We start from the raw sequence: 24877 nt of genomic DNA, 5'->3' as shown, positions 1-24877 counted from the left end.
TTGCTTTTGGGCCCCGTTTTATGCCGGTTGATCACTACGAAAATTTCCCTGTCGCGTCGATTCTGTTGCCAAGCCGGCTACGTCCGGCGGTTGAAGCCATCTACGCCTTCGCCCGCAGCGCCGACGACCTGGCCGACGAAGGCGACGCCACGCCCGAGCAGCGGCTGGCCGCGCTGAACGCCTACGAGGCGGCGCTGGCCCGCATCGGGCAAGGGGCAAGCGACCACGAACCGATGTTCGAGCGGCTGGCGCAAGTGGTGCGGGAGTACCAGCTGCCGATGCGGCCGCTGTACGATCTGCTGTCGGCCTTCAAGCAGGACGTGGTGGTGAGCCGCTACCAGACCTACGACGCGCTGCTGGACTATTGCGCGCGCTCGGCCAATCCGGTCGGCTTCATGATGTTGCACCTGTACGGCGCGGCCGACGAGGAAAACATCCGCGATTCGGACGCGATCTGCACTGCGCTGCAGTTGATCAACTTCCTGCAGGACGTGGCGATCGACCTGCACAAGGAGCGCATCTACATACCGCTGGAGGATTTGAACCGCTACGCGATCTCGCCGGCGGCGCTGGACCATACCAGCGCGCGGCCGCGCTGGCGTTCGCTGATGAAGTTCGAGGTGGACCGCGCGCGCGCGCTGATGCTCAGCGGCGCGCCGCTGGCCCTGCGCCTGAAAGGCCGCATCGGCTTCGAGCTGCGCATGGTGGTCCAGGGCGGCCTGCGCATCCTCGACGCGATCGAAGCGGCCGAATACGACGTCTTCCTGCACCGCCCCAAGCTGACCAGGCGCGACTATATTGGCATCGTCTGGGCCTCGCTGCGCATGAAAAAGCAGATGAAGGCGGTCTTCAGCGCCGCTTGAGCATACGCGGTTTCCAGCCGCGCACGATTAAATCGTTGCCTCTGCACAATTGCACGATGCCATGTTATCGTTCAAGAAATTTTGAAAGGTAAGTTCATGCAAGCCGAAGCGCGGTCGTCTCGACCGGACAGCGAGACATCCAGGATAGTGGAAACAGGCATCAGCCTGCTGCACAGCAAGGGCCGCGCGTTTGCGTCCGAGTTTTTGGTGCGGCGGGATATCCCGTTCAGCGTGATCGTGCGGGTACTGTCGGACCCGCCGTGGCGCCGGCGGGCGGGAAGTTTAAGGCGCTAAGGCCTGGTTGGAACTGATCTTCTGCTCGCCGCGCTCGGGCACCACTGGCACCGCCGACGATGGCGACGACGGCTTGGCCGGCAAGGCGGCCGGCTTGGACTGCTTCAGCACGAACTCGCGTACCGAGGCCGCTTCCGACACCGACATCGCGGTCTGGCAATTGACGCCCTCGTTGGAAATCTGCCACTCCTGATAATCACCCACGCTCAGATCGCGCTGCTTCTGCTGGTCCAGCACCTTGCAGCGGCTGGCGACCTGGTTGGCTTCCTGCAGATTCTGCGTGTAATACGTCGCCGTCTTCATCGGCGCGGTATCTTCCGCCGACGAGCCATCGCATCCGCAGAGCACTGGGATGAGGATCATGGCTGCGACTATCTGCGGATTCATCGGGATACATCTCCTTGGAAAGGTAACGTATTGTATCCCCAAATGACTTTATTGCGAATGTGGTGGTCCTTTTAACTCCACCACGTTGCCTTCCGGGTCGGTCACATAGATGGACGGGCCCTCGCCCTCGGCGCCGAAACGCGGCTCCACCCGCCCCGCCGCCACGCCGTGCGCCGCCAGGTGGGCGTTGATGGCGCCGGCGTCGAACGGCTCCACCCGCAGGCAGAAATGGTCGACGTTGCGGCCCTCCACGCCCGGCGCCGCCCCGCCCATGCGCCCCAGCTTGCCGTCGACCGGCACCAGGTCGATCATCGAACTGCCGGCCCGCAGCTGCACCAGGCCGATTTCATCCTGCCGCCGCTCGACCGGGCAGCCCAGCACGTCGCCGTAAAACCGCAGCATGCGGTCCAGCTCAACGACGCGCAGCACGATATGGTCGATTTCCCGGATACAAATCATGGTCATTCCTTACCAAATAATGAAGCGTGACTTTAACTCAATCCTATAGAATAGCGGCTTCGATAGCCCATCCTTGCTTTTTTATTCATGTCCCCAGACGACTACTGCCAGCAAAAGACCGCACAAAGCGGCTCCAGTTTTTACTATAGTTTTCTGTTCCTGCCGCCGGAGCGTCGCCGCGCCATCACCGCGCTATACGCCTTTTGCCGCGAGGTGGACGACACCGTCGATGAATGCACCGATGAATCGATCGCCCGCATCAAGCTGTCCTGGTGGCGCAAGGAAATCGCCAATATGTACGAGGGCACGCAAACCCACCCCGTCACGCAGGCGCTGCAGCCGCACCTGAGCGTCTACGACCTCAAGCAGGAACACCTGCAAGCCATCATCGACGGCATGGAAATGGACCTGAACCAGACCCGCTATCTCGATTACAAGGCCTTGACCAGCTATTGCTGGCATGTGGCCAGCGTGGTCGGCATCCTGTCGGCCAGCATCTTCGGCGTGACCAGGCCGGAAACGCTGCAGTTCGCCGAAAAGCTGGGCCACGCCTTCCAGCTGACCAACATCATCCGCGACGTCGGCGAGGATGCCCGCAAGGGCCGCATCTACCTGCCGGTCAACGAGCTGCAGCAGTTCAACGTCACCGCCGCCGACCTGCTCAACGCGCGCCACAGCGACAACTTCGAGAAGCTGATGGCGTTCCAGGTGGCGCGCGCGCAAACCGCCTACGACGAGGCCTTCGCGCTGCTGCCGAAGGAAGACCGCCGCGCCCAGCGCCCGGGCCTGATGATGGCCGCCATCTACCGCACGCTGCTGACCGAAGTGGAGGCCGATGGCTACCACGTGCTCAAGCAGCGCATCTCGCTGACGCCGATCCGCAAGCTCTGGCTGGCGTGGAAGACCTACATTCGTGGCTGACGAAAGTCCAGTGGCCGACAAGCGCCTGGCCGCCAAGGCCGAGCCGGAGCTGACGTCGCGCTCGATCGCCGTGGTCGGCAGCGGCTGGGCCGGCTGCGCCGCCGCCGTCGAACTAGCGCGCGCCGGCTACAAGGTCACGCTGCTGGAATCGGCGCGCACACTGGGCGGCCGCGCGCGCCGCGTCGACACCGACCGCGCCCACCTGGACAACGGCCAGCACATCCTGCTCGGCGCCTACAGCGAAACGCTGCGCCTGATGAAGCTGACCGGCGTCGACCGCAACCAGGCGCTGCTGACCTTGCCGCTGCAAATGCGCTATCCGGAAGGCAGCGGCGGCATGGACTTCGCCGCCCCCGCACTGCCGTTGCCGGCGCCGCTGCACCTGGCGGCCGCGCTGCTGCGCGCCAAGGGCCTGGACCGCGCCGACAAACTGAGCCTGGCGCGCTTTTCCAGCACCGCGCGCTGGATGGGCTGGCAGCTGAATCAGGATTGCAGCGTCAGCGAACTGCTGGAGCGCTTCGACCAGACCCCGCGCCTGATCCAGCTGATGTGGCGCCCGCTGTGCCTGGCCGCGCTGAACACGCCGCCGGAGCGCGCCTCGGCGCAGATTTTCCTCAATGTGCTGCGCGACAGCCTGGGCGCCCGGCGCCGCGCATCGGACATGCTGCTGCCGCGCGCCGACCTCAGCGCGCTGTTCCCCGAAGCCGCCGCCGCCTACATCCAGGCCCGCGGCGGTTCGACCCGCACCGGCGCCAAGGTGCAGGCGCTGCGGTCGATCGAAGGCCGCCTGTGGCAGCTGGACATCAGCGGCGCCGCCGTCGGCGGCACCTGGAGCACCTATTTCAGCGGCGTGGTGCTGGCCACCGGCGCCAGCCAGGCCGCCACCCTGCTGCACGACATCGCCGATGCCGACACCACCGCGCTGTGCGGCCAGCTGACCGCCTTCGCGCCGGAAGCCATCACCACCTGCTACCTGCAATACGACGCCGCCACCAGGCTGGACCTGCCCTTCTACGCGCTGCTGGACGACCCCGGCAACCATCACTACGGCCAGTTCGTGTTCGACCGCGGCCAGCTGGACGCGGCCCAGGCCGGCCTGCTGGCCGTGGTCATCAGCGCTTCCGGCGCCGCCGCCGGGCAGCCGCAGGAGCTGCTGGCCGAGGCGCTGGCGGTCCAGCTGGCGGTGGTATTCCAGCGTCCGGAGCTGGGCCGGCCGGCCTGGTTCAAGGTCATCACCGAGAAGCGCGCCACCTACGCCTGCGCGCCGGGACTGGTTCGGCCCGGCAACGCCAGCGGCTTGCCGGGGCTGGCCATCGCCGGCGACTACACCGCCGGCGACTACCCGGCCACGCTCGAGGCGGCGGTCCGCAGCGGTGTCGCCGCCGCCGCCCTGCTCCAGAGGAGCGCCGCCCAGTAGCCCTTTTTTGTCGCCTGTTCCGCCATTTATGCAGCCTGTCACATGCCCGTGGCATCTGGACGAGCGCTTGCGTACAGTTGCACCATCGGCAAAAACATATAGTGGAATGAAATGAATCTCGAACTCAGCCTCAAAACGCTCGCCCTGCTCGCCTTTGTGACGGCCAGCACCGCTGTGATCGTGAACTTAGGAATTTGATATCATGACCAAGCAGCAATACCTCGACGCGCTCAAGCAGGCCATGCAGGGTTTGCCGCCGGAAACGGTGGCCAAGACCCTGGCCTACTACGAGCAGCGCTTCATCGACGGCCTGGTGGCCGGACGGAGCGAGGCCGAGGTCTACCAGGAACTCGACGAGCCGCGCAAGATCGCCATGACCTTGCGCGCCAACGCCCATTTAAATGCTTTTGAGCAAAAGAAAACCCCGTTCAACCTGGTCCGCGTGCTGGTGTCCTTCGTCGGCCTGGCCATCTTCAACCTGTTCATGGTGATCCCGGCGATGGTGTACGCCTGCCTGCTGGGCGCGGTCTACGTATCGGCGTTCGCCTTCTACATCGGCGGCGTGGCGCTGACCGCCAGCGGCCTGTCCGGCCAGAACGAACTGGCGCTGGAAGGCCCGCTGCGCCATGTGATGGAATTCACCCACGCGCACTTCGACTCCCAGCGCGAGGAGGAAGATGCGCAGGGCTGGCGCGTGGCGATCGACAGCATGGGGGTGCAGGTCACCAAGGACCAGGCGGACGACGACAACAACAGCGCCGGCGACGAAAAACTGAGCAGCAGCGGCCGCCTGCTGAACCGCGCCGAGGCCGTGGCCGCCGGCGACGTCCACATCACCACCGATTTCGACAGCGGCGCCCGCACCACCCAGACCCTGATCGGCTTCGGCATGATCCTGGGCGGGATCGGCCTGTGCCTGGTCAGCATCGTGCTGACGCGCTACACCGTGATCGGCCTGAAGCGCTATGCGGCGATGAACGTGTCGCTGCTGCGCGGACGTTGAGGAGCAAGAGATGCGAGCATTACTGAAAATCGGCGCCGGCCTGCTGGTCCTGTCGTTCGTGCTGATCGGCGTGACCTACAGCATGCTGAAGGCCTACGGCAGCACCAGCCCGACCAGCGTGGCCGGCCGTTCGCTGGGCGGCGAAACCCGCAAGATCGACGCCATGGCCACGGCCGTGGAACTGAACGGCCCGATCGACCTGACCCTGATCCAGGGCCCGGTGGCGTCGCTGAAGGTGCGCGGCGAACAGCGTTCGCTGGCGAATATCGAAACCGTCCAGGACGGCCGCGACCTGCACATCGGCACCAAGGGCATGCTGCTCAATCCGCGCCATCGCCTGCAGGTGGAGCTGGTGCTGCCGTCGCTGGAGGAGTTGGTGGTGCGCAGCAGCGGCGACACCAAGGTCAGCGGATTCAACGGTGAAAAGCTGGATCTGCAGTTGCACGGCTCGGGCAATGTCAGCTTCACCGGCCGCTACCGCGACCTGAGCGCCGGCGCCCATGGCAGCGGCAACCTGAACCTGAACACCGGCAGCAGCGAGAACGTCGAGCTGGAGATGGTCGGCTCGGGCCAGCTCACCTCGTCCGGCAGCTGCAAGGTGCTGACCGCCGAGCTGACCGGCTCCGGCGACCTCGATGCGCGCCACCTGGCTTCGGACAAGGTCACCGTGAACCTCAAGGGTTCCGGCACCAGCCACGTGTTCGCCAAGCAGTCGGCCGAGCTGACGCTGCGCGGCAGCGGCGATATCCGCGTGCTGGGCAACCCCGACCAGCGCAACGTCAGCCGCACCGGTTCCGGCGAAGTCACCTGGGAATGATCAGCGGGCGCTGAGCCAGGCCAGGGCGTCGCGCCCCGCCGCGAGGCCGCCGGCCAGGCAGGCCGTCAGCAGGTAGCCGCCGGTCGGCGCTTCCCAATCGACCATCTCGCCGGCCACGAACACGCCCGGCGCCGCCTTCAGCATGGTGCCCTGCAGCGCATCCCAGCGCACGCCGCCGGCGCTGCTGATCGCCTCGTCGATCGGGCGCGGGCGCAGCAGGCGCACCGGCAGCATCTTGATCGCCTGCGCCAGCCGCTCCACGTCGCCGAACTCCTCCTTACTCAAGCACTCGCGCAGCAGGCCAGCCTTGACGCCCTTGATGCCCAGACGGCTTTGCAGATGGCTGGCCATCGAGCGCGCGCCGCGCGGACGCGCCACCTCATCGGCCACCCGCTGCGGGGTCAGATCCGGCAACAGGTCAAGATGGATAATTGTGTGGCCATCGGCAACGATCTGGTCGCGCAAGGCGGCCGACAGCGCGTAAATCAGGCTGCCCTCGACGCCGCCTTGGGTGACCACGAACTGGCCCTGCTTGCGCAAGGCCTGGCCGTCCGCCCCGCGCGCGATGATGGCCACGGTGGTCAGCGGCTCGCCCGCATGGCGGCTGCTGAAATGCGCGCTCCATGCGACGTCGAAACCGCAATTGGCCGCAACCAGCGGCGCCACCTCGACGCCGCGCGCCGCCAGCAAGGGCAGCCATGCGCCGTCGGAACCGAGCCGGGCCCAGCTGCCGCCGCCCAGTGCCAGCACCACCGCGTCGGCGCGCGCCGTCAGCTCGCCATCGGGGGTGCCGAAGACCAGCGCATCCTCGCGCCAGCCCAGCCAGCGGTGGCGCTGATGGAACTGCACGCCGTTCTCGCGCAGGCGGTGCAGCCAGGCGCGCAGCAGCGGCGCCGCCTTCATGTCGGTCGGGAACACGCGGCCCGAAGTGCCGACGAAGGTATCCACACCGAGCCCATGCACCCAGTCGCGCACGTCCCGCGGACCGAAGGCGTCCAGCATGGGCCGCAGCGGCGCGCCGCCCTTGCCGTAGCGCGTGACGAAGTCGGCATACGGCTCGGCATGCGTGATGTTCATGCCGCCGCGGCCGGCCAGCAGGAACTTGCGGCCGACCGAAGGCATCGCGTCATACACGTCGACCCGCGCCCCGCCCTGCGCCAGGGTCTGGGCCGCCATCAGGCCGGCGGGACCGCCACCGATGACGGCGACGCGAAAAGGTGTCAAACTAGACTGCATGCATTCGGTCCAATACTAATTACAGGGAGATACTATGGGTGCGCTATTCTGGATTAAACGCTTTCTGCTGGCCGTCGTGCCGCTGTTCGCGATACTGGCGGCGGTGGAATGGTTCAAAGGCTCGGCCACGCGCGATGACTATCTGAGCGCCGCAGCGTGGGCGCTGGCCGCGGCGGCCATCTTTACCTACACGGCCTGGCGCCGCTTCCGCAACGCCCAGGCCTGCGGCATGTGCAACGACCTGCCGGCAGCCGGCAAGGGCAAGAAGGCGCCTTAGCCGCCTGTCACCGGCGGGAAGAACGCCACCTCGGCGCCGTCGCCCACGACGGTGTCCGCGCCGCACATCTGCTGGTTGCAGGCCATGCGCAAGGCCGGACTGCCCAGCGCCTGCCGCCACCGATCGCCGCGCGCCGCCAGATGGCTGCGCAATGCGCCGACCGTGCCCACGCCGGCCGGCAACGCCAGCGTCTCCGACGAAACGCCAACCGCTTCGCGCACGCTGGCAAAAAATTTTACGGTGACGGCCATCAGTGCATTAACTCGCTAAACGGTATAAATCGAACCAGGTCGCCGGAGGTGATGGTGCGGCCCGGCGGATTGTCGATCACGCCATCGCCCCACACGGTCGATGTCAGCACGCCGGAGCTCTGGTTGCCGAACAGCTCGAGGCCGCCGTTGGCGTTGATGCGCGCGCGCAGGAACTCGTTGCGCTTGTCGGCCTTGGGCCAGTTAAAATCGGCGCGCATGGCGAACGCGCGCGGCGCGGTCTCGCCTTCCACGCCCTGCAGGCGCAGAATGAACGGCCGCACGAACATCAGGAAAGTGATGAAGCTCGACACCGGATTGCCGGGCAGGCCGACAAAGAAGGCGTCCCGCACTTCGCCGAAGGCCAGCGGCTTGCCCGGCTTGACGGCGATCTGCCACATGTTCAGCTTGCCCTCGGCCTCCACGGCAGGCTTGATATGGTCTTCCTCGCCGACCGATACGCCGCCCGAGGTGATGATCAAATCGTGACCTTGCGCGCACTCGCGCAGCACGGAACGGGTGGCGTCCAGCGTATCCGGCACGATGCCGAAATCGCTGATCTCGCAGCCCAGGTTCTCCAGCAGCGCGCGCAGCGTGAAACGGTTGGAATTGTAGATCGCGCCCGGCGCCAGGGGCTCGCCCGGCATCGTCAGCTCGTCGCCGGTGAAGAACACGGCCACGCGCAGCTTGCGCCTGACCGGCAGTTCCGCCAGGCCGACCGATGCGGCCAGGCCCAGTTCCTGGCTGCGCAAGCGCGCGCCGGCCGGCAGGATCACGCTGCCGTTGGTGATGTCTTCGCCCGCGCGGCGTATCCACTCCCCTGACTTGGGCGCATGCTTGATGGTGACGATATTGCCCACCAATTCGCACTGCTCCTGCATGACCACCGCATCGGCGCCTTCAGGAATCAGCGCGCCGGTGAAGATGCGCGCAGCGGTCCCCGGCAGCAAAGGCTGGCCGACGTGGCCCGCCGGGATGCGTTGCGACACCGTCAGCGCCGCATTGCCGCCGGCGCAATCGGCCGCGCGCACCGCGTAGCCGTCCATCTGCGTATTGTCCATGCCCGGCACGTTCATGCCGGATACCTGGGCCTTCGCCAGCACGCGGCCGTTGGCGGACAAGGTCGGAATCACTTCCGACTGCGCCACCGGGCGCGCGGCGGCCAGCATCAAGGCCAGCGCCTCGGCGACGGCCAGCATCGGCTTGGGCTTGTAATCGCTCATTTTACAGACCGGTGTTGGCCGCGATATACGCCTTCATGGCCTCGACATCAGGCTTCATGACGACGAATTTCTGCGGCAGGTCCTCGATGTTCTCGAAGCCTTCCGGACGCTCCGCATCCTCGCCCAGCGCATCGAGAATGGTCTCGTTGAACTTGGCCGCCAATGCGGTTTCCAGCACGATCATCGTCACGCCGGGTTCCAGGTTCTCGCGCGCGACCTTGATGCCGTCGGCGGTGTGGGTATCGATCACGATGCCGTAGTCGTCGGCCACGTCGCGGATGGTGTTCAGACGGTCGTCATGGGTGGACTTGCCGGACTTGAAGCCGTACTTGGCCACCAGCTTGAATTCGTCGCCGTCGCTGCCAGGCTTGCCTGACAGGTCGAAGCCGCCCTGCGTCTCCACCTTGTGGAACAGCGCGCGGGTACGGTCGCCGTCGCGGCCCACCAGGTCGTAGATGAAGCGCTCGAAGTTGGACGCCTTGGAGATGTCCATCGACGGGCTGCTGGTGTGATAGGTCTCGGCCGACTTGCGCACGCGGTACACGCCGGTGCGGAAGAATTCGTCCAGCACGTCGTTCTCGTTGGTGGCGGCGACCAGCTTGTCGATCGGCAGGCCCATCATCCGCGCGATATGGCCGGCGCAGATGTTACCGAAGTTCCCCGACGGGACGGTGAACGACACCTTCTGGTCGTTCGACGTGGTGGCCGACAGATAGCCGCGGAAGTAGTACACGACCTGCGCCACGACACGCGCCCAGTTGATCGAATTGACGGTGCCGATCTTCTGTTTCGCCTTGTATTCCAGGTCGTTGGACACGGCCTTGACCATGTCCTGCGCATCATCGAACACGCCTTCGATGGCGATGTTGAAGATGTTCGGATCCTGGAGGCTGAACATCTGCGCGGTCTGGAACGCGCTCATTTTCTTGTGCGGCGACAGCATGAAGACGCGGATGCCCTGCTTGCCGCGCATCGCGTATTCGGCGGCGCTGCCGGTATCGCCGGAGGTCGCGCCGAAGATATTCAGCTGCGCGTCCTGCTTGGCCAATGCGTATTCGAACAGGTTGCCCAGCAATTGCATCGCCATGTCCTTGAAGGCCAGCGTCGGGCCGTTGGACAGCGCCTGCAGCACCAGCTTCTTGCCGCCCTCTTCTTCCAGCACGCGCAGCGGCGTGATCTGGGAGGCTTTTTCGCCCTGGCGGGCGTTCTTGTAGACTTCCTTGGTATAGGTCTTGGCGGTCAGCGCGCGCAGGTCGGCTTCCGGAATATCGGTCGCGAACTTCTTCAGGATTTCGAACGCCAGGTCGGCATAGGACAGCTGGCGCCATGCATCGAGCTCGGCGCCGGTCACTTGCGGGTAGGCGGTCGGCAGGAACAAGCCGCCGTCGGCGGCAAGGCCGCCCAGCAGAATGTCCGAAAATTGTTGGGAAGACGAGGCGGCGGCCGATGCGGCGGCGCGGGTAGACACGTATTGCATAAATTAGAAAAGTCCGGTTGAGCTGACGGCTAAGGGGCAGAACGGTACAAAGCGAGCGGATATTATAGTGCGCCCGGCGGCTTCCCGTGAAATTCGCGTTGTTTTATGGTTATGAGAAGGCCCACTTGTACGACAACTAGGCCTATACTTGCGGCTCGCGCAACAGTGCGCGCCAGCCGCAACCGCCAGAAAACCGCCATCATGACCCCGCCCGCCCCCGCCACGCCCCGCCATTTCGCCCGCTATCTGTGGGTCTGCCTTGGGGCGCTCTGCGTGGTGACGGCGGCTTTTGTGCTGTACGTGTGGTCCGAAAAGCGCATCGACCGCGCCAACCAGCAGCGCTATAACGCGCGCAAACTGATCAGCGAGCTGCGCCACTCGTCCGAGGACCTGACGCGCATGGCGCGCAGCTATGTCGTCACCGGCGAGCCGCGCTATCGCCAGCATTATCAGGAAATCATCGATATCCGCGACGGCCGCCGCCCGCACCCGCAGGGCTATGACAATGTGTACTGGGATCTGGTGCTCGACGGCGGCCAGCATCCACGCCCGGCCGACGCCGCCGTATCGCTGCTGGACCTGATGGCGCACACAGGCTTTGCGCCGCAGGAACTGGCGCAACTGGCTACCGCCAAGTCGGAGTCGGACCACCTGGCCCTCACCGAGATCGCGGCGATGACGCTGCGCGACCAGGCCGGCGGCGACCCGCGCGCCATCGCCACCGCCACGGCCATGTTGTACGACCCGGCCTACCACCAGGCCAAGGCGGCGATCATGCAGCCCATCGCCAACGTCAACGACAGCGTCGACCGCCGCACCGGCAAGGCGGTCGAGTCGACCGTGGTCGAAGCCGCGCTGGCGCGGGCGCTGTTCATCGCCTTCGCGCTGATACTGGTGGGCGTGATCTGGCGCGCCAAGCGCAGGCTCGACACGGCGCTGGGCTGCTCGGTCGACCAGCTGCAGTCCGCGATGGAGCAGCTGGGCCGGGGCGATTTCGCCACCCCGCTGGCGGTGCCCGCGCAGGCCCGCAACAGCGTGTGGGGCTGGCTGTCGGCGATGCAGAAAAGCCTGGCGCGGCTGGACACCGAGCGCAATGCGGCGCTGGCCCGCACCCGGCGCGTCGGCCGCCTCTACTCGGCGCTCAGCCAATGCAACCAGGCCATCGTCCGCAGCCGCACCGAGGCCGAGCTGTTTGCCCACATCGTCGACGGCGTGGTCCATCACGGCGGCATGACGATGGCGTGGATTGGCCTGATCGATCCGCTGCGGCGCGAGGTCATGGCGGCGGCCAGCGCCGGCAGCGGCGTCAAGTACCTGGACAAGCTGGCGATCTCGCTGGATCCCGGCCAGCCCGAGGGACGCGGCCCGATAGGCCTGGCCTACCACAGCGGCGAGCCGCACTGGTGCCAGGACTTCCAGGCCGCGCCGGAGACCGAAGCCTGGCACGGACCCGGCGCGCGTTACGGCTGGCAGGCTTCTGCCGCGATCCCATTGCGCCGCCAGGGCGAGATCATCGGCTTCTTCGCGCTCTACTCCGACACCGCCCACACCTTCGACGAAGAGGTGCGCGCGCTGCTGATGGAAATGACGCTCGACGTCGAATTCGCGCTGAAGAACTTCGACCGCGAAGCGGAACGCGAACAGGCCAATGAACGGATCCAGTACCTGGCCCACCACGACGCGCTGACCGGCCTGCCGAACCGCGCGCAGCTGCGGGAGCACACGCAGCACGCGCTGGCGCTGGCGAGGCGCAATCGCAGCTCGACGGCGGTGATGATGCTGGACCTCGACCATTTCAAGGACATCAACGACTCGCTCGGCCACAGCGTCGGCGACGAGCTGCTGTGCGAGCTGGCCAAGCGCCTGCGTCTGGGCCTGCGCGAGGACGACATGGTGGCGCGCCTGGGCGGCGACGAATTCATCCTGGTGCTGGAGCAGGTCGAGGCGTCCGACGCGGCGGCGGTGGCCCGCAAGCTGCTCGACTTGATCGAGCAGCCCTACCGCATCGGCGTGCACGACCTGAAGGTGTCGGCCTCGATCGGCGTCGCGCTGTATCCGGCCGACGGCCATGACATGGAAACCCTGCTGCAAAGCGCGGATGCCGCCATGTACCAGGTCAAGCGCTCCGGCCGCCACGACTTCCGCTTCTTCACCGCCGCCATGCAGCACCGCGCGGCGCGCCACCTGCAAATGGTGACGGCGCTGCGCTACGCGCTCGAACGCGAGCAGCTGCGGGTGGTGTACCAGCCGCAGGTCTCGCTGGCGACCGGCCGCATCGTCGGCGCCGAGGCCCTGCTGCGCTGGAATACGCCGGAGCTGGGCGGCGCCGTGTCGCCGGCCGAATTCATTCCGGCGGCGGAGGAAAGCGGCTTGATACTGCCGATCGGTGCGTGGGTGCTGCGCCAGGCCGTGCGCCAGGCGCGCGCGTGGCTGGACGCGGGCTTGCCGCCGGTGGTGATGGCGGTGAATCTGTCGGCCATGCAGTTCCGGAACACCGACCTGCCGGTGCTGACCGCGCAGATACTGGCGGAAGAAGGCCTGCCGCCGGAATACCTGGAACTGGAGCTGACGGAAGGCGTGGCCGCTCACGACCCGCAAGGCGCCATCACCATCATGAACAACCTGCACGAGCGCGGCGTGCGCATGTCGATCGACGACTTCGGCACCGGCTTCTCGTCGCTCAGCCACCTGAAGAAGTTCAAGGTCTACAAGCTGAAGATCGACCAGTCCTTCGTGCGCGACATCAGCACCGACGCCGAGGACAAGGCCATCGTCAGTGCCATCATCAACATGGCGCGCAGCCTGGGATTAAAGACCATCGCCGAAGGCGTGGAGACGGCCGAACAGCTGGAATTCCTGCGCGAGCAACACTGCGACGAGATGCAGGGCTACTACTTCAGCAAGCCGGTGCCGGAAGCGGAGTTCCGGCAACTGCTCAGCAAGCCGCGTGATTGACGGTGATGACGTGGATGGCCAGGCCGCCCAAGGAGGTTTCCTTGTACTTGGCCTGCATGTCGGCGCCGGTCTGGCGCATGGTTTCGATCACTTCATCGAGGCTGACGAAGTGGGTGCCGTCGCCCTTTAAGGCCAGCGAGGCGGCGGTGATGGCCTTGACCGCGCCCATACCGTTGCGCTCGATGCACGGGATCTGAACCAGCCCGCCGATCGGATCGCAGGTCATGCCCAGATGATGCTCGATGCCGATTTCGGCGGCGTTTTCGATCTGGCCGTTGGTGCCGCCCAGTGCCGCCACCAAGCCGGCGGCCGCCATCGCGCACGCCACGCCGACTTCGCCCTGGCAGCCGATTTCGGCGCCGGAGATCGAGGCGTTACGCTTGCACAGCATGCCGATGGCGGCAGCCGTCAGCATGAAGTTGCGCACGCCGGTGACCGGGTCGCTCGGCTTGCAGTCTTCCGCGTAGTAGCGCAGCACCGCCGGGATGATGCCGGCCGCGCCGTTGGTCGGCGCCGTGACGACGCGGCCGCCGGCGGCGTTTTCCTCGTTGACGGCCATCGCGTACAGGCTGACCTGGTGCAGCGCGTCGTGCGGCAGTTCGTTGGCACGGCTGCCGTTGACATTGGCCTGTTTCCAGAGATCGGCGGCGCGGCGCTTGACGTTCAAGCCGCCCGGCAGCTTGCCGGCGGTCTCCAGCCCGTGCGCGATGCAGTCGTGCATGACGCGCCAGATCCTGTCGATGCCGGCGTTCAGTTCATCCTCGGACAGCTTGACGCGCTCGTTCGCGCGCAGCATTTGCGGGATGGTCAGACCGCTCTTTTCGCCGTGGGCCAGCAGCTGTTCCATGGTGTCGAACGGGAACGGGATGGCGGCGGCGGGCGCGCTGCCGATGACCGGCGCGGGCTGCTGCGCTTCGCCGGCCTCCTTGATAAAACCGCCGCCGACCGAGTAGTACACCTTGCTGAAGGTGCCGCCATCCTTGCGGGTCAGCGTGAAGCGCATGCCGTTCGGGTGTTCGGCCAGCGATTCGGCCATGTGGAATACCAGGTGCGTGCCGCGCTTGAACGGCACGCTGTGCGAGCCAAGCAGCTTCAGCTCACCGGCCGCTTCGGCCGCGGCCAGTTGCGTGTCGACCTGCGTCGGCACCACATCCTGCGGCGTTTCACCCATCAGGCCGAGGATCACGGCCTTGTCGGTCGCGTGGCCGATGCCGGTCAAGGCCAGCGAGCCATACAGCTCGGCCTTGACTTCGGTGACATCCTCCAGCGGAGCGCTATCGAGCAGGAACCGGCGCGCAGCCACCATCGGACCCACGGTGTGGGAACTCGACGGCCCTATGCCGATCTTAAACAGGTCGAATACGCTCATCTCCATCGGGTGTCTCTCTATCGTTGTTATATATGTACCGTCACTCCCGCTTTCGCGGGAATGGCGACGGGCTAGGCGGCTTTGCCCAGATGGACATCGACGTTGGCCAGCATGTCGGCGACCATCTCGTCGATGCCGATGCGGGCTTTCCAGCCCCAGTCGGCGGTCGCGGTGGCGTCGTCCAGGCTTTGCGGCCAGGTATCGGCGATGGCCTGGCGGCTGTCCGGCTTGTAGCCGATCTTGAAGTCCGGCACGGCGCGCGCGATGGCGGCGGCCAGCTGCTCCGGGTTGAACGACACGCCCGCCACGTTGTAGGCCGAACGCACCTTGACCTGTTCGGCCGGCGCTTCCATCAGTTCGATGGTGGCGCGGATCGCATCGGGCATGTAGATCATCGGCAGCGTGGTCTGCGGGCCGAGGAAGCATTCATAGCGCTCGCCGCGCAGCGCCGAGTGGAAGATCGCGATGGCGTAGTCGGTGGTGCCGCCGCCCGGTGGCGACTTGAAGCTGATGATGCCAGGGTAGCGGATCGAACGCACATCCACGCCATACTTGATGAAGTAGTACTCGCACAAGCGCTCGCCGGCCAGCTTGCTGATGCCGTAGATGGTGGTCGGGTCCATCACCGTGGTCTGCGGCGTATCGACGGCCGGCGTGTTCGGGCCGAAGGCGGCGATCGACGATGGCCAGAACACTTTCAGAGGCTTGCCGATGGCGCCGCGCTCGCGTGCCACTTCCAGGATGTTGAGCAGGCCGTCCATGTTCAGCGTCCAGGCTTTCAGCGGCGCCGCTTCGCCGGTGGCCGACAGCATCGCCGCCAGCTGGTAGACCTGGGTGATGCCCTCTTCCGTGACCAGCGCCGACAGCGCTTCCTTATCCAGCACGTTCAGCGACGTGTAGCGCTCGGCGTTATACAGGTTGGTCGGGCTGATGTCGCCGGCGATGACGTTCTGCGCGCCGTGCTGGGCGGCCAGGGCCTCCACCAGTTCACTGCCGATCTGGCCATTGGCGCCGATAACGAGGATGCGTTGCGGGTTGTTCACGAGCTTATTCATATTATTGTTCCTGACGATTTTCATGTTATTTCTTCAGCAGGCCAAGCTCATTGCCGGCCTGTTCGAATGCTTTGAGCACGATGTCCAGCTGTTCGCGGGTGTGTGCCGCGGACAGTTGAACACGGACGCGCGCCTGGCCCATCGGGACCACCGGGTAGAAGAAGCCGCTGAGCAGAACGCCCAGCTCATACATTCGTGCCGCGAATTTCTGCGCGACGGGCGCGTCGAACAACATGACAGGAACAACAGGGTGCGTACCCGGCTTGATGGTGAAGCCGATACGCTCGATCTCCTTGCGGAAGTATGCGGTGTTTTCGTGCAGGCGGTCGCGCAGTTCGGTCGACTGCGACAGGCGCTCCAGCACCGTCAGCGATGCGCCGGCGATCGACGGCGCCAGCGTGTTCGAGAACAGATACGGACGCGACTTCTGGCGCAGCATGTCGATCACTTCCTTGCGCGCCGAGGTGAAGCCGCCCATCGCGCCGCCCAGGGCCTTGCCCAGCGTGCCGGTGATGATGTCGATGCGGCCCATGACGTTGTGGTGCTCGTGCGTGCCGCGGCCGGTCTTGCCCATGAAGCCGGAGGCGTGGCATTCGTCGATCATCACCAGCGCGCCGTACTTGTCGGCCAGGTCGCAGATCTTGTCCAGCTGGGCGATGGTGCCGTCCATCGAGAACACGCCGTCGGTGACGATGACCTTGTGGCGCTTGCCGGCGGCCGCCTGCAGCTGCGCTTCCAGGTCGGCCATGTCGTTGTGGGCGTAGCGGAAGCGCGCGGCCTTGCACAGGCGGATGCCGTCGATGATCGATGCGTGGTTCAGCGCGTCGGAGATGATGGCGTCGTTCTCGTCGAACAGCGGCTCGAACACGCCGCCGTTGGCGTCGAAGGCCGCCGCGTACAGGATCGTGTCTTCGGTGCCGAGGAAAGTCGAAATCGCCTGCTCCAGCTGCTTGTGCACGGTCTGGGTGCCGCAGATGAAGCGCACCGACGACAGGCCATAGCCGTACTTTTCCGTCGCCGCGATGGACGCCTGCGCCACCCATTCCTGGCCCGACAGGCCGAGGTAATTGTTGGCGCACATATTAATCAGCATTCGGCCATCCTCGCTCATCACTTCCGAGCCCTGGCGCGAGGCCAGGACGCGCTCAGGCTTGTACAGGCCCTGTTCGCGCAATTGGTCCAGGTTTTGCTGCAGGCCGCTGAAGAAAGTGTTTTTTGCCGGGATGCTCATGATGATCCTTGTCTATGGTACGATTTCACCGCGTTATGAGAAATTCGTTATGTCGAACTAAAATTCAATATATCGAATATTACAGAGAACCAGTGAACTTCGCAAGCCGCGAGAGCGCAGCGATTCATTTGAAATTTAGTCCATCTGCCGAATAAAACAATGAAAACACCCGTTTCGACGAATGCTCCTCCGGAGGTCGGCGCCGCCCTGCAGCGGCTGCGCCTGGCCCGCGGCCTGACGCTGGAGGATCTGTCGCGTATCGCCGGCGTCTCCAAATCGATGCTGTCGCAGATCGAGCGCGAGAAGGCCAATCCGACCATCGCCATCACCTGGCGGCTGGCCAATGCGCTGGGGGTGCAGATCGGCGAACTGCTGGCCACGGGCGAACGCGAGACCGAGACGGTGCGCGTGATCGAGGCACACGAGATTCCCACGCTGCCCGGCCATCACGCCGGCTACGTGCTGCGCATCCTCGGGCCGCTTGAACTGGCCAGCAAATATGAATGGTATGAACTGACGCTGGCGCCGGGCGGCGAGCTGGCCTCGCAAGGCCACGATCCCGGCGCGCAGGAACACCTGACCCTGCTACACGGCTCGGTGGAAGTGGAGGTTGGCGCGGACAAGAAGAAGGTCAAACTGGGCAGCACGGCGCGCTACCCGGGAGACCAGCAGCACATCATCCGCAACGTCGGCAAGACCGAGGCGAAGGCGCTGCTGGTGGTGATACACCGTTAATTGATCACCAATTCGCCTCGCGCTCCGGCGTCGAACTGATGCGGTGGATCGACAGGTCGGCGCCCTGGAATTCCTCTTCAGGATCGAGGCGCAGGCCCAGCGTGGCCTTCAGCAGGCCGTAGATGGCGTAGCCGCCGGCCAATGCGACCGCGATGCCCATCGCGGTGCCGACCAGCTGCGACAGCAGCGACACCCCGCCGATGCCGCCCAGTTCCTTGTGACCGAAGATCCCGGCGGCGATGCCGCCCCAGGCGCCGCACAGGCCGTGCAATGGCCACACGCCCAGCACGTCGTCGATCTTCCATTTGTTCTGCGCCAGCGTGAACATCCAGACGAAGATGGCGCCGGCGATACCGCCTGTGACCAGCGCGCCCAGCGGATGCATCAGGTCCGAGCCCGCGCACACCGCCACCAGCCCGGCCAGCGGGCCGTTGTAGGCGAAGCCCGGATCGTTTTTACCCATCAGCAGCGCGACCAGCGTACCGCCCACCATCGCCATCAGCGAGTTGACGGCGACCAGGCCATTCATCTTGTCCAGCGCCTGCGCGCTCATGACGTTGAAGCCGAACCAGCCCACCGTCAGGATCCACGCGCCCAGCGCCAGGAAGGGAATCGACGACGGCGGATGGGCGGCGATGGCGCCGTTCTTCATGTAGCGGCCGCGGCGCGCGCCCAGCAGCAGCACGGCCGGCAAGGCGATCCAGCCGCCAACCGCGTGCACCACCACCGAACCGGCGAAATCGTGGAAGCCGGCGCCAAACGCCTGCGCCAGCCATTCCTGCACGCCGAAACGGTTGTTCCAGACGATGCCCTCAAAGAAAGGATAGACCAGGCCGACCAGCAAGGCGGTGGCGATCAGTTGCGGATGGAAGCGCGCCCGTTCGGCGATGCCGCCCGAGATAATCGCCGGGATGGCGGCCGCAAACGTCAGCAGGAAGAAGAATTTGACCAGCTCGTAGCCGTTCTTGGCGGCCAGCACGTCGGCCGAGGAGAAGAAATTGACGCCGTAGGCAATGCTGTAGCCGACGAAGAAGTAAGCGATGGTCGACACCGCAAAATCCACCAGGATCTTGACCAGTGCGTTGACCTGGTTCTTTTTTCGTACCGTACCCAGCTCCAGGAATGCGAAGCCGGCATGCATCGCCAAAATCATGATGGCGCCGAGCAAAATGAACAATGCATCGGCGCCGTCTTTGTATCCACCCATCAATATCACTCCCCAAAATAATGCAAAAATTAAAAACGATTCCTGATAGAAGCAATAATCGTTCCAATTTGGTGCAAATTTTAAGTGACTGATTTCAATAGATTTTCAAATTGTGCAAAAGTGCGCACCGACCCGGTGCGCACTGAAATAAGGCGTTATTTTGGTGCAGGCTTGCGGCGGCGCGCCACCACGCCCAACAACCCCAGACCGCCCAGCAACATGCCGTAGGTGGCCGGTTCGGGCACCGCCGCCACCGGCGTCGCGTTGAACTGGTAGGCATAGGACTCCAGCGCGACCGAGGTGGTGCCGGCGGTGTTCTGAACCAGGCCCGCGCTCAGGGTGATGCCGGCCTGCAAGGCCTGGTAGCCCGCCGCAGCCAGCGTCGGCAACGTGTCGTTCTGCAGGATCGTGCCCGACGTGCCGCTGCTGAGCTGAATGCCGCCGCCGTAGGCGCTGCTCACGCCGCCGGTGCTGAATGCGCCGTTGGCATAGCTGCCGCCGGAGAGCAAGCCGCCGCCGCTGACGGCAATGCTGCCGTCGCCGGGGGCGACGCTGTACGTGCCGCCGTACGTGGTGCTCACGCCGAAATTAAGCTGGTAGCCGGACTTGGCCACCACGGTCAAGGCTTGCCCATTCTGTTCGGTGTGCAGCGCGGAAGCGGGCTGGCCGCCCGGCGCCACCGTCGTGGACAAGTTGTATGCCGAACCCACGGCAAAAGAAATGGTATCGCCGCTCACCACGGCGGTACCCAGGCCCCAGAAGTCTGTGTCATACACAAACTTCACGTGAGCGCCATCCACCTCCACCACATCCGCATGGGCCGACGAGATTACGCCAGCCACTGCCAGTGCCCCCACCAGCAGACGATAAGATAGTTTCACGCTCATGTACACTCCGTTAATAAAAAATGGAGATGCCAGTATGCCAAGTTCTTTAAATTATCGAATTAGTTTAGATGTCAAATGGGCGCACCTGGCGGAACCAGCGGCAAGCCCCGCAGCTTCACGCTGCGCGGGTCATTCAGGTAGGCTGAAATGTGCTCGGAAACCTGTTTTCTGCTGTCAAAAATAATGTCTTTTCCCGGATTTTTTTGGATCCAATGTAACAATTCACGCAGAGACCGCCGCACTTCCGCATCCACCTGCGGATGCAGCTTGCCGCCGTCGAGCAGGCTCAACAGGCCGTCGGAGACGACCCAGTTGGCCGCCAGCTGCACCGCCTCGCCGCCGATGACGGAGGCCGGCACGGGTTCGCGGCGCCAGGTTTTCTGCAGCAGCAGCGACAGCACTTCCCGCACGCCGGGCTGCAGCGGGTCGCGCGCATGCTGCCACGCCAGGCGGTTGATGCGGCCGGCGTCCAGCAGGAAGCCGGTGGTCTGGGCGGCGCCCGCCTCGGCGATCGAGAAGGCGTCGAACACCGACTCCATGCGGGTGGCGAAGTATTCGCGGCTGCGCTCATGGCCCATCGCCGGCGGCGTCAGGATATCCAGCACGTTGGCCGGCAGCGCCAGGTATTCCGCGCGCAGGCTGTCGGCCAGGCGGTTCAGCGCCTGGCGCTGGACGGCGGCCGGCGTGGCCCTGATGCCGGCCTTGACGACGCCTGCCTTGACGTCGCCGCTGCTGGCGTAGTCGAAGTCGCCGCCGCCGATCAGGCGCGCCAATGCCTCGCCCTGGTAGCGCTGCAGCAGGTAGACCGGCACCAGCCGCGCCTCCAGTTCGCCGATCTGGCGCGCGTCCGGCAGCACGTCCGGCGAGAAGGTTTGCAGCGCGCGCTGGCGCACGGCGCCCAGCTGGTCCCAGGTCTTGATCGAATCCGGGCCGAAGTCCCACAGCAGGCCGTCGGGATGGCTGGCGCCCGGCGAGCGGTCGTCCTGGTCGCTGGAGTACAGCATGCCGGCGGCGCGCGCATCGCCGCGCAGCCTGGCCAGCGCGGCCTGCTCCTGCGCGCCGCCGCCGAAATCGCCGTAGATGTACTTGACGATGTAGTCGTCCCACGCGCCGACACCGACGCCATAGGCATTGGCCAGGTCGACCTCGCTCTTGGCGTTCAGCTTGAGGATGGGGTGCGGATAGTCCATCACCGAGCCATTGCCCATGCGGCTGGCGGCGAAGTTGTGCGCGAAGCCCAGCGTGTGGCCGACTTCGTGCGCGGCCAGTTGCCGCAGGCGCGCCAACGCCATTTCCTCCGCCAGCTTTTGCTTGTCGGCCGGCGCGTCCTTGCCATAGGGCGCCAGCAGGCTTTCGGCGATCAGGATGTCCTGCCGCACGCGCTGCGATCCCAGCGTGACGGCGCCGCGCAGGATCTGGCCGGTGCGCGGATCGGTCAGCGCGTTCCCGTAGGACCAGCCACGCGTGGCGCGGTGTACCCAGTGGATCACGTTGTAGCGGATATCCATCGCGTCGACGCCCTCGGGCAGCAGCTCGACGCGGTAGGCGTCCTTGAAGCCGGCCTTCTCGAAGGCGCTGGCCCACCAGGACGCGCCGGCGATCAGCGCCGAGCGCACCGGCTCCGGCGCGCCGCGGTCGACGTAGTAGACGATCGGCTTCTTGACGGTGCTGACGGCCGCCGCCGGGTCGGTCTTTTCCAGGCGATGCCGCACCTGCCAGTGCACGTCGATGCTGCTGGCCAGCGGCGTGGCGAAATCGAAGTAGCTGACGTCGAAGCCGCCGGAATACGGATGATAAGTACGCGGACGCCAGCCGCCCTGCTCCGCGATCTGCGGCAGGCGCACCATGCTGATACGCTGTCGCATCGACAGGCTGGCCGCTTCCGGCGCGACCTGGCGCACGTAGTCCGCCTGCCCCGGTCCCGCGAAGGTCAGCATCGCCTCCAGCTCGACGTTGTCGGGGAAGGCCTTGGCCTGGTCGGCCAGCACCGCGCTGCGCGCCGGATCGACCGCATACGCGCCCTGCTTGGCGGCTGCCAGGCGCGCGGCCACGCCGTGACGGTCGGCCAGCAGGAAACTGGAGAAGTCGACCAGATGGCGGTCCTTGTCGCTGGCGAGAATCTCACCCGACCACAGCACCGAACCGGCAAACGATTCCTTGACGGCGGCGCGCTCGTCGCTGTCGGCCGAGGCGGCGATATAGGCCGTGTTGTCCTGCACCAGGAACAGCCTGGCGCCGTGCTTTTCAAAATGAACCATGCGCATCTCGCCGGGCTGGCCGCGATCGAGGCCGACATCATTCGAGCCCAGCGCGTATGGCAGGGAACTCACTAACAGGAACGGTTGCTCCAGCGCGGCGACCGACAGCAGCACCCTGCCCTTGCCGGTGTCGCGCCAGACGTCGATGAAGCCCGGCTGCGGCTGCAGGCCGCGCGTGACATCGGCGATCTGCTTGACTGCGGGTGCGCCAGACGCGGACGGCGCCGCACTGTCGGCCGCCGGCGCCAACGGCGCCGCACCGGACATCAACAGGGCAAGCAGCAGCGGCCCGGCGGCTGGCGCGGCCCTCATTGCTGGCCCGCCGCCTTGGCGGCAGCGCCATCCATCTTCAGCGCCCGCGACAGGAAGCCCCAGCGATCCGCCACTTCCTCGATCTGCTTGGTGGTCGGCTTGCCGGCGCCGTGGCCCGCCTTGCTGTCGATGCGGATCAGGATGGGTGCGCCGCCCGGCGCCTGGTCGGCCTGCGCGGTCGCGGCGAACTTGAAGCTGTGCGCCGGCACCACGCGGTCGTCGTGATCGGCGGTGGTGATCATGGTGGCCGGGTAGCAGGTGCCCTTCTTCAGGTTATGCAGCGGCGAGTACTTGACCAGCGCCTTGAATTCCTCGGCATTGTCGGACGAACCATAGTCCGAGGTCCATGCCCAGCCGATGGTGAATTTATGGAAGCGCAGCATGTCCATCACGCCCACCTGCGGGATCGCCGCCGCGAACAACTCCGGACGCTGCGTCATCGCCGCGCCGACCAGCAGGCCGCCGTTGCTGCCGCCGCCGATGGACAGCTTGGCCGGCGACGTCACCTTGTGCTCGATCAGCCATTCGGCCGCGCCGATGAAATCGTCGAACACGTTCTGCTTTTGCAGCTTGGTGCCCGACTCGTGCCACGCTTCGCCGTACTCGCCGCCGCCGCGCAGGTTGGCCATCACGTAGACGCCGCCCATTTCCAGCCACGCCAGGTTGGCCACCGAGAACGACGGCGTCAGCGAGACATTGAAGCCGCCGTAGCCGTACAAATACGTCGGATTGGCGCCATCCAGCTTCAGGCCTTTTTTGGCGACGATGAACATCGGTACCTTGGTGCCGTCGCGCGAGGTGAAGAACTGCTGGCGGGTTTCAAACGCATTGGGATCGAACTCCACCTTCGGCTGGCGATACACGCTGCTCTTGTTGGCCTTCAGGTCGTAGCGGTAGATCGTGGTCGGCGAGGTGAAGCTGGTGTACGAGTAGAAGGTCTCGCTGTCCGAACGCTTGCCGCTGAAGCCACCGGCCGTGCCCAGGCCTGGCAGTTCGATGTCGTGCAGCGGCTTGCCTTTCAGGTCGAACACCTTGACCAGGCTGTGTGCATCGCTCAGGTAATCCACGATCAGCTGGCTGTTGACGACGGACGCCGACACCATGGTATCGCCGCTCTCCGGCACGATCTGCTTCCAGTTTAGCACCGCCGGCTTGCGCGTGTCGATGCTGATGATGCGGCCGCGCGGCGCGTTGCGCTCGGTGCGGAACCAGAACACCGGACCGTCGTTGCCGATGAAGTTATAGGCCGAGTCGAAATCCTCCAGCAGGCCGACCACCTTGCCGTCCTTGCGGCTCAGGTCCTTGTAGAAGATGCGGTCCTTGTTTTCCGTGCCCTGCGATGCGGTGATGACCAGGTAGTGGCCGTCCTCGGTCACCTCGGCGCTGAAGCCCCAGTCCTTGTGGTCCGGACGGTCGTAGACCAGCGCGTCGGCGCTTTGCGGCGTGCCGAGCTTATGGAAGTACAGTTTCTGGAAGTAGTTGACGTCGGCCAGCTTGGTCGCTTCCTTCGGCTCGTCGTAGCGGCTGTAGAAGAAGCCGGAGCCGTCGTGCAGCCACGCCGTGCTGGAGAACTTGACCCACTTGATATGGTCGGTGGTGTCCTTGCCGCTCTCGATGTCGCGCACCTTGATCTCGTTCCAGTCGGAGCCGGAAGCGGCGGTGCTGTAGGCCAGGTGCTTGCCGTTCGGGCTGACGGCTAGGCCGGCCAGCGCCACGGTGCCGTCGGCGGCCAGCGTGTTCGGATCGAGCAGCAGGCGCGGCACGTCGGCCAGCGTCTTCATGGTGTACAGCACCGCCTGGTTTTGCAGGCCGTCGTTGCGGCTGTAGAAATAGCGGCCGCCTTCCTTGAACGGCACGCTGAAGCGCTCGTAGTTCCACAGCTTGGTCAGGCGCGACTTGATCGCCTCGCGGCCGGGAATCTGCGACAGATAGCTTTGCGTCAGCTTGTTCTGCGCCTGCACCCAGTCGCCGGTCTCGGCGCTGTTGGCGTCCTCCAGCCAGCGATACGGGTCGGCCACCTTGACGCCGTGATAATCGTCGCTCTGGTCGACGGTGCGGGTGACGGGATAGGTCAGTCCGGGGCCGGCGACGTTGCAGGTTTGCGCCATGGCGCCGTGTGCCAGCAGGACAGCGGCAGCCAGGGCCGCGCGTTTCAGTTGCTTCATGCGAGTATCCGTGTAATCGAGGAGTAGTCGGAGCCCGTACCACGACGGGCGATGCTATAAATGATAACTTGCTTTTTAACA

At 65.4% G+C, this 24877-nt stretch carries 21 protein-coding genes; 8 read left to right on the top strand and 13 right to left on the bottom strand.

Annotation, left to right across the window (positions count from 1 at the left end; genetic code table 11):
* The first annotated feature begins 20 nt into the window (after positions 1-20).
* A complete protein-coding gene (gene hpnC / locus ACEN9F_RS01730; RefSeq protein WP_413417209.1) occupies positions 21-863 on the top strand; it encodes a squalene synthase HpnC in 843 nt (280 codons plus the stop codon).
* Between the two features lie 282 nt (positions 864-1145).
* Here the strand turns inward: hpnC and ACEN9F_RS01725 are convergent, their stop codons facing one another.
* Together ACEN9F_RS01725 and ACEN9F_RS01720 are read right to left on the bottom strand one after the other, a co-directional pair.
* Positions 1146-1544, bottom strand: coding sequence for a hypothetical protein (locus tag ACEN9F_RS01725; RefSeq protein ID WP_413417207.1), 399 nt, complete (start codon positions 1542-1544; stop codon positions 1146-1148).
* A gap of 48 nt (positions 1545-1592) precedes the next feature.
* Entirely contained in the window at positions 1593-2003 is a 411-nt protein-coding gene (locus ACEN9F_RS01720) for a VOC family protein (RefSeq protein WP_413417205.1), read from the bottom strand.
* An 87-nt stretch (positions 2004-2090) separates the two neighbouring features.
* Here ACEN9F_RS01720 and hpnD point away from each other — a divergent pair, with 87 nt between their 5' ends.
* From hpnD to ACEN9F_RS01700, 4 genes are all read left to right on the top strand, one after another.
* Positions 2091-2924, top strand: a complete 834-nt coding sequence (gene hpnD / locus ACEN9F_RS01715) for a presqualene diphosphate synthase HpnD (protein ID WP_413417203.1) — start codon at positions 2091-2093, stop codon at positions 2922-2924.
* Entirely contained in the window at positions 2917-4341 is a 1425-nt protein-coding gene (gene hpnE / locus ACEN9F_RS01710) for a hydroxysqualene dehydroxylase HpnE (protein ID WP_413417201.1), read from the top strand. The genes hpnD and hpnE overlap by 8 nt, the downstream gene beginning before the upstream one ends.
* A 202-nt stretch (positions 4342-4543) precedes the next feature.
* On the top strand, positions 4544-5344 hold the full coding sequence (locus tag ACEN9F_RS01705; protein ID WP_413417199.1) for a DUF1700 domain-containing protein: 801 nt from the start codon (positions 4544-4546) through the stop codon (positions 5342-5344).
* A 10-nt stretch (positions 5345-5354) separates the two neighbouring features.
* The gene (locus tag ACEN9F_RS01700; protein WP_413417197.1) at positions 5355-6161 is read left to right on the top strand and encodes a head GIN domain-containing protein; all 807 of its coding nucleotides are present in this window, start codon (positions 5355-5357) and stop codon (positions 6159-6161) included.
* On the opposite strand, the gene ACEN9F_RS01695 is transcribed toward ACEN9F_RS01700, so the two are convergent.
* Positions 6162-7397 carry a TIGR03862 family flavoprotein gene (locus tag ACEN9F_RS01695; RefSeq protein WP_413417195.1) on the bottom strand — a complete coding sequence of 412 codons (1236 nt, stop codon included), beginning with the start codon at positions 7395-7397 and terminating at the stop codon, positions 6162-6164.
* A 34-nt stretch (positions 7398-7431) separates the two neighbouring features.
* Here ACEN9F_RS01695 and ACEN9F_RS01690 point away from each other — a divergent pair, with 34 nt between their 5' ends.
* Positions 7432-7674 carry a hypothetical protein gene (locus ACEN9F_RS01690; RefSeq protein WP_413417193.1) on the top strand — a complete coding sequence of 81 codons (243 nt, stop codon included), beginning with the start codon at positions 7432-7434 and terminating at the stop codon, positions 7672-7674.
* Here the strand turns inward: ACEN9F_RS01690 and moaD are convergent.
* The 3 genes from moaD to thrC are packed head-to-tail and all read right to left on the bottom strand — an operon-like array spanning position 7671 to position 10622.
* Positions 7671-7925, bottom strand: coding sequence for a molybdopterin converting factor subunit 1 (moaD, locus tag ACEN9F_RS01685; RefSeq protein ID WP_413417191.1), 255 nt, complete (start codon positions 7923-7925; stop codon positions 7671-7673). The two genes, ACEN9F_RS01690 and moaD, sit on opposite strands and share 4 nt — an antisense overlap.
* Positions 7925-9145: a gephyrin-like molybdotransferase Glp gene (glp, locus tag ACEN9F_RS01680; RefSeq protein WP_413417189.1), complete on the bottom strand. Its 1221-nt coding sequence runs from the start codon at positions 9143-9145 to the stop codon at positions 7925-7927. Before glp ends, moaD begins: the two co-directional genes overlap by 1 nt.
* A 1-nt stretch (position 9146) precedes the next feature.
* A complete protein-coding gene (gene thrC / locus ACEN9F_RS01675) occupies positions 9147-10622 on the bottom strand; it encodes a threonine synthase (RefSeq protein ID WP_413417187.1) in 1476 nt (491 codons plus the stop codon).
* 201 nt (positions 10623-10823) lie between these two features.
* On the opposite strand from thrC, the gene ACEN9F_RS01670 reads away from it, so the two are divergent.
* Positions 10824-13577 (top strand): putative bifunctional diguanylate cyclase/phosphodiesterase, encoded by a 2754-nt coding sequence (locus tag ACEN9F_RS01670; protein ID WP_413417185.1) that lies wholly within the window; start codon positions 10824-10826, stop codon positions 13575-13577.
* On the opposite strand, the gene ACEN9F_RS01665 is transcribed toward ACEN9F_RS01670, so the two are convergent.
* From ACEN9F_RS01665 to kbl, 3 genes are all read right to left on the bottom strand, one after another.
* Positions 13558-14952 (bottom strand): L-serine ammonia-lyase, encoded by a 1395-nt coding sequence (locus ACEN9F_RS01665; protein WP_413417183.1) that lies wholly within the window; start codon positions 14950-14952, stop codon positions 13558-13560. The genes ACEN9F_RS01670 and ACEN9F_RS01665 overlap by 20 nt on opposite strands.
* A gap of 65 nt (positions 14953-15017) precedes the next feature.
* Positions 15018-16001: an NAD-dependent epimerase/dehydratase family protein gene (locus ACEN9F_RS01660; RefSeq protein WP_413417181.1), complete on the bottom strand. Its 984-nt coding sequence runs from the start codon at positions 15999-16001 to the stop codon at positions 15018-15020.
* A gap of 25 nt (positions 16002-16026) precedes the next feature.
* Positions 16027-17232, bottom strand: coding sequence for a glycine C-acetyltransferase (gene kbl / locus ACEN9F_RS01655; protein WP_413417179.1), 1206 nt, complete (start codon positions 17230-17232; stop codon positions 16027-16029).
* Between the two features lie 159 nt (positions 17233-17391).
* Here kbl and ACEN9F_RS01650 point away from each other — a divergent pair, with 159 nt between their 5' ends.
* Positions 17392-17967 (top strand): helix-turn-helix domain-containing protein, encoded by a 576-nt coding sequence (locus ACEN9F_RS01650; RefSeq protein ID WP_413417177.1) that lies wholly within the window; start codon positions 17392-17394, stop codon positions 17965-17967.
* A gap of 4 nt (positions 17968-17971) precedes the next feature.
* Here ACEN9F_RS01650 and ACEN9F_RS01645 read toward each other — a convergent pair whose 3' ends face one another.
* The 4 genes from ACEN9F_RS01645 to ACEN9F_RS01630 form a co-directional block, all read right to left on the bottom strand.
* Positions 17972-19174, bottom strand: coding sequence for an ammonium transporter (locus ACEN9F_RS01645; protein WP_413417175.1), 1203 nt, complete (start codon positions 19172-19174; stop codon positions 17972-17974).
* Between the two features lie 155 nt (positions 19175-19329).
* Entirely contained in the window at positions 19330-20061 is a 732-nt protein-coding gene (locus tag ACEN9F_RS01640; protein WP_413417173.1) for an FxDxF family PEP-CTERM protein, read from the bottom strand.
* Positions 20062-20132: 71 nt separating this feature from the next.
* On the bottom strand, positions 20133-22631 hold the full coding sequence (locus ACEN9F_RS01635) for a zinc-dependent metalloprotease (protein WP_413417171.1): 2499 nt from the start codon (positions 22629-22631) through the stop codon (positions 20133-20135).
* Complete coding sequence (locus tag ACEN9F_RS01630; protein ID WP_413417169.1) at positions 22628-24796, bottom strand: prolyl oligopeptidase family serine peptidase; 2169 nt, start codon at positions 24794-24796, stop codon at positions 22628-22630. Before ACEN9F_RS01630 ends, ACEN9F_RS01635 begins: the two co-directional genes overlap by 4 nt.
* Positions 24797-24877 lie beyond the last annotated feature (81 nt).

Source organism: Duganella sp. CT11-25 (assembly GCF_047302815.1).
GTDB lineage: Bacteria > Pseudomonadota > Gammaproteobacteria > Burkholderiales > Burkholderiaceae_D > Rugamonas.
This window is presented reverse-complemented; position numbering and strand designations above follow the sequence as displayed.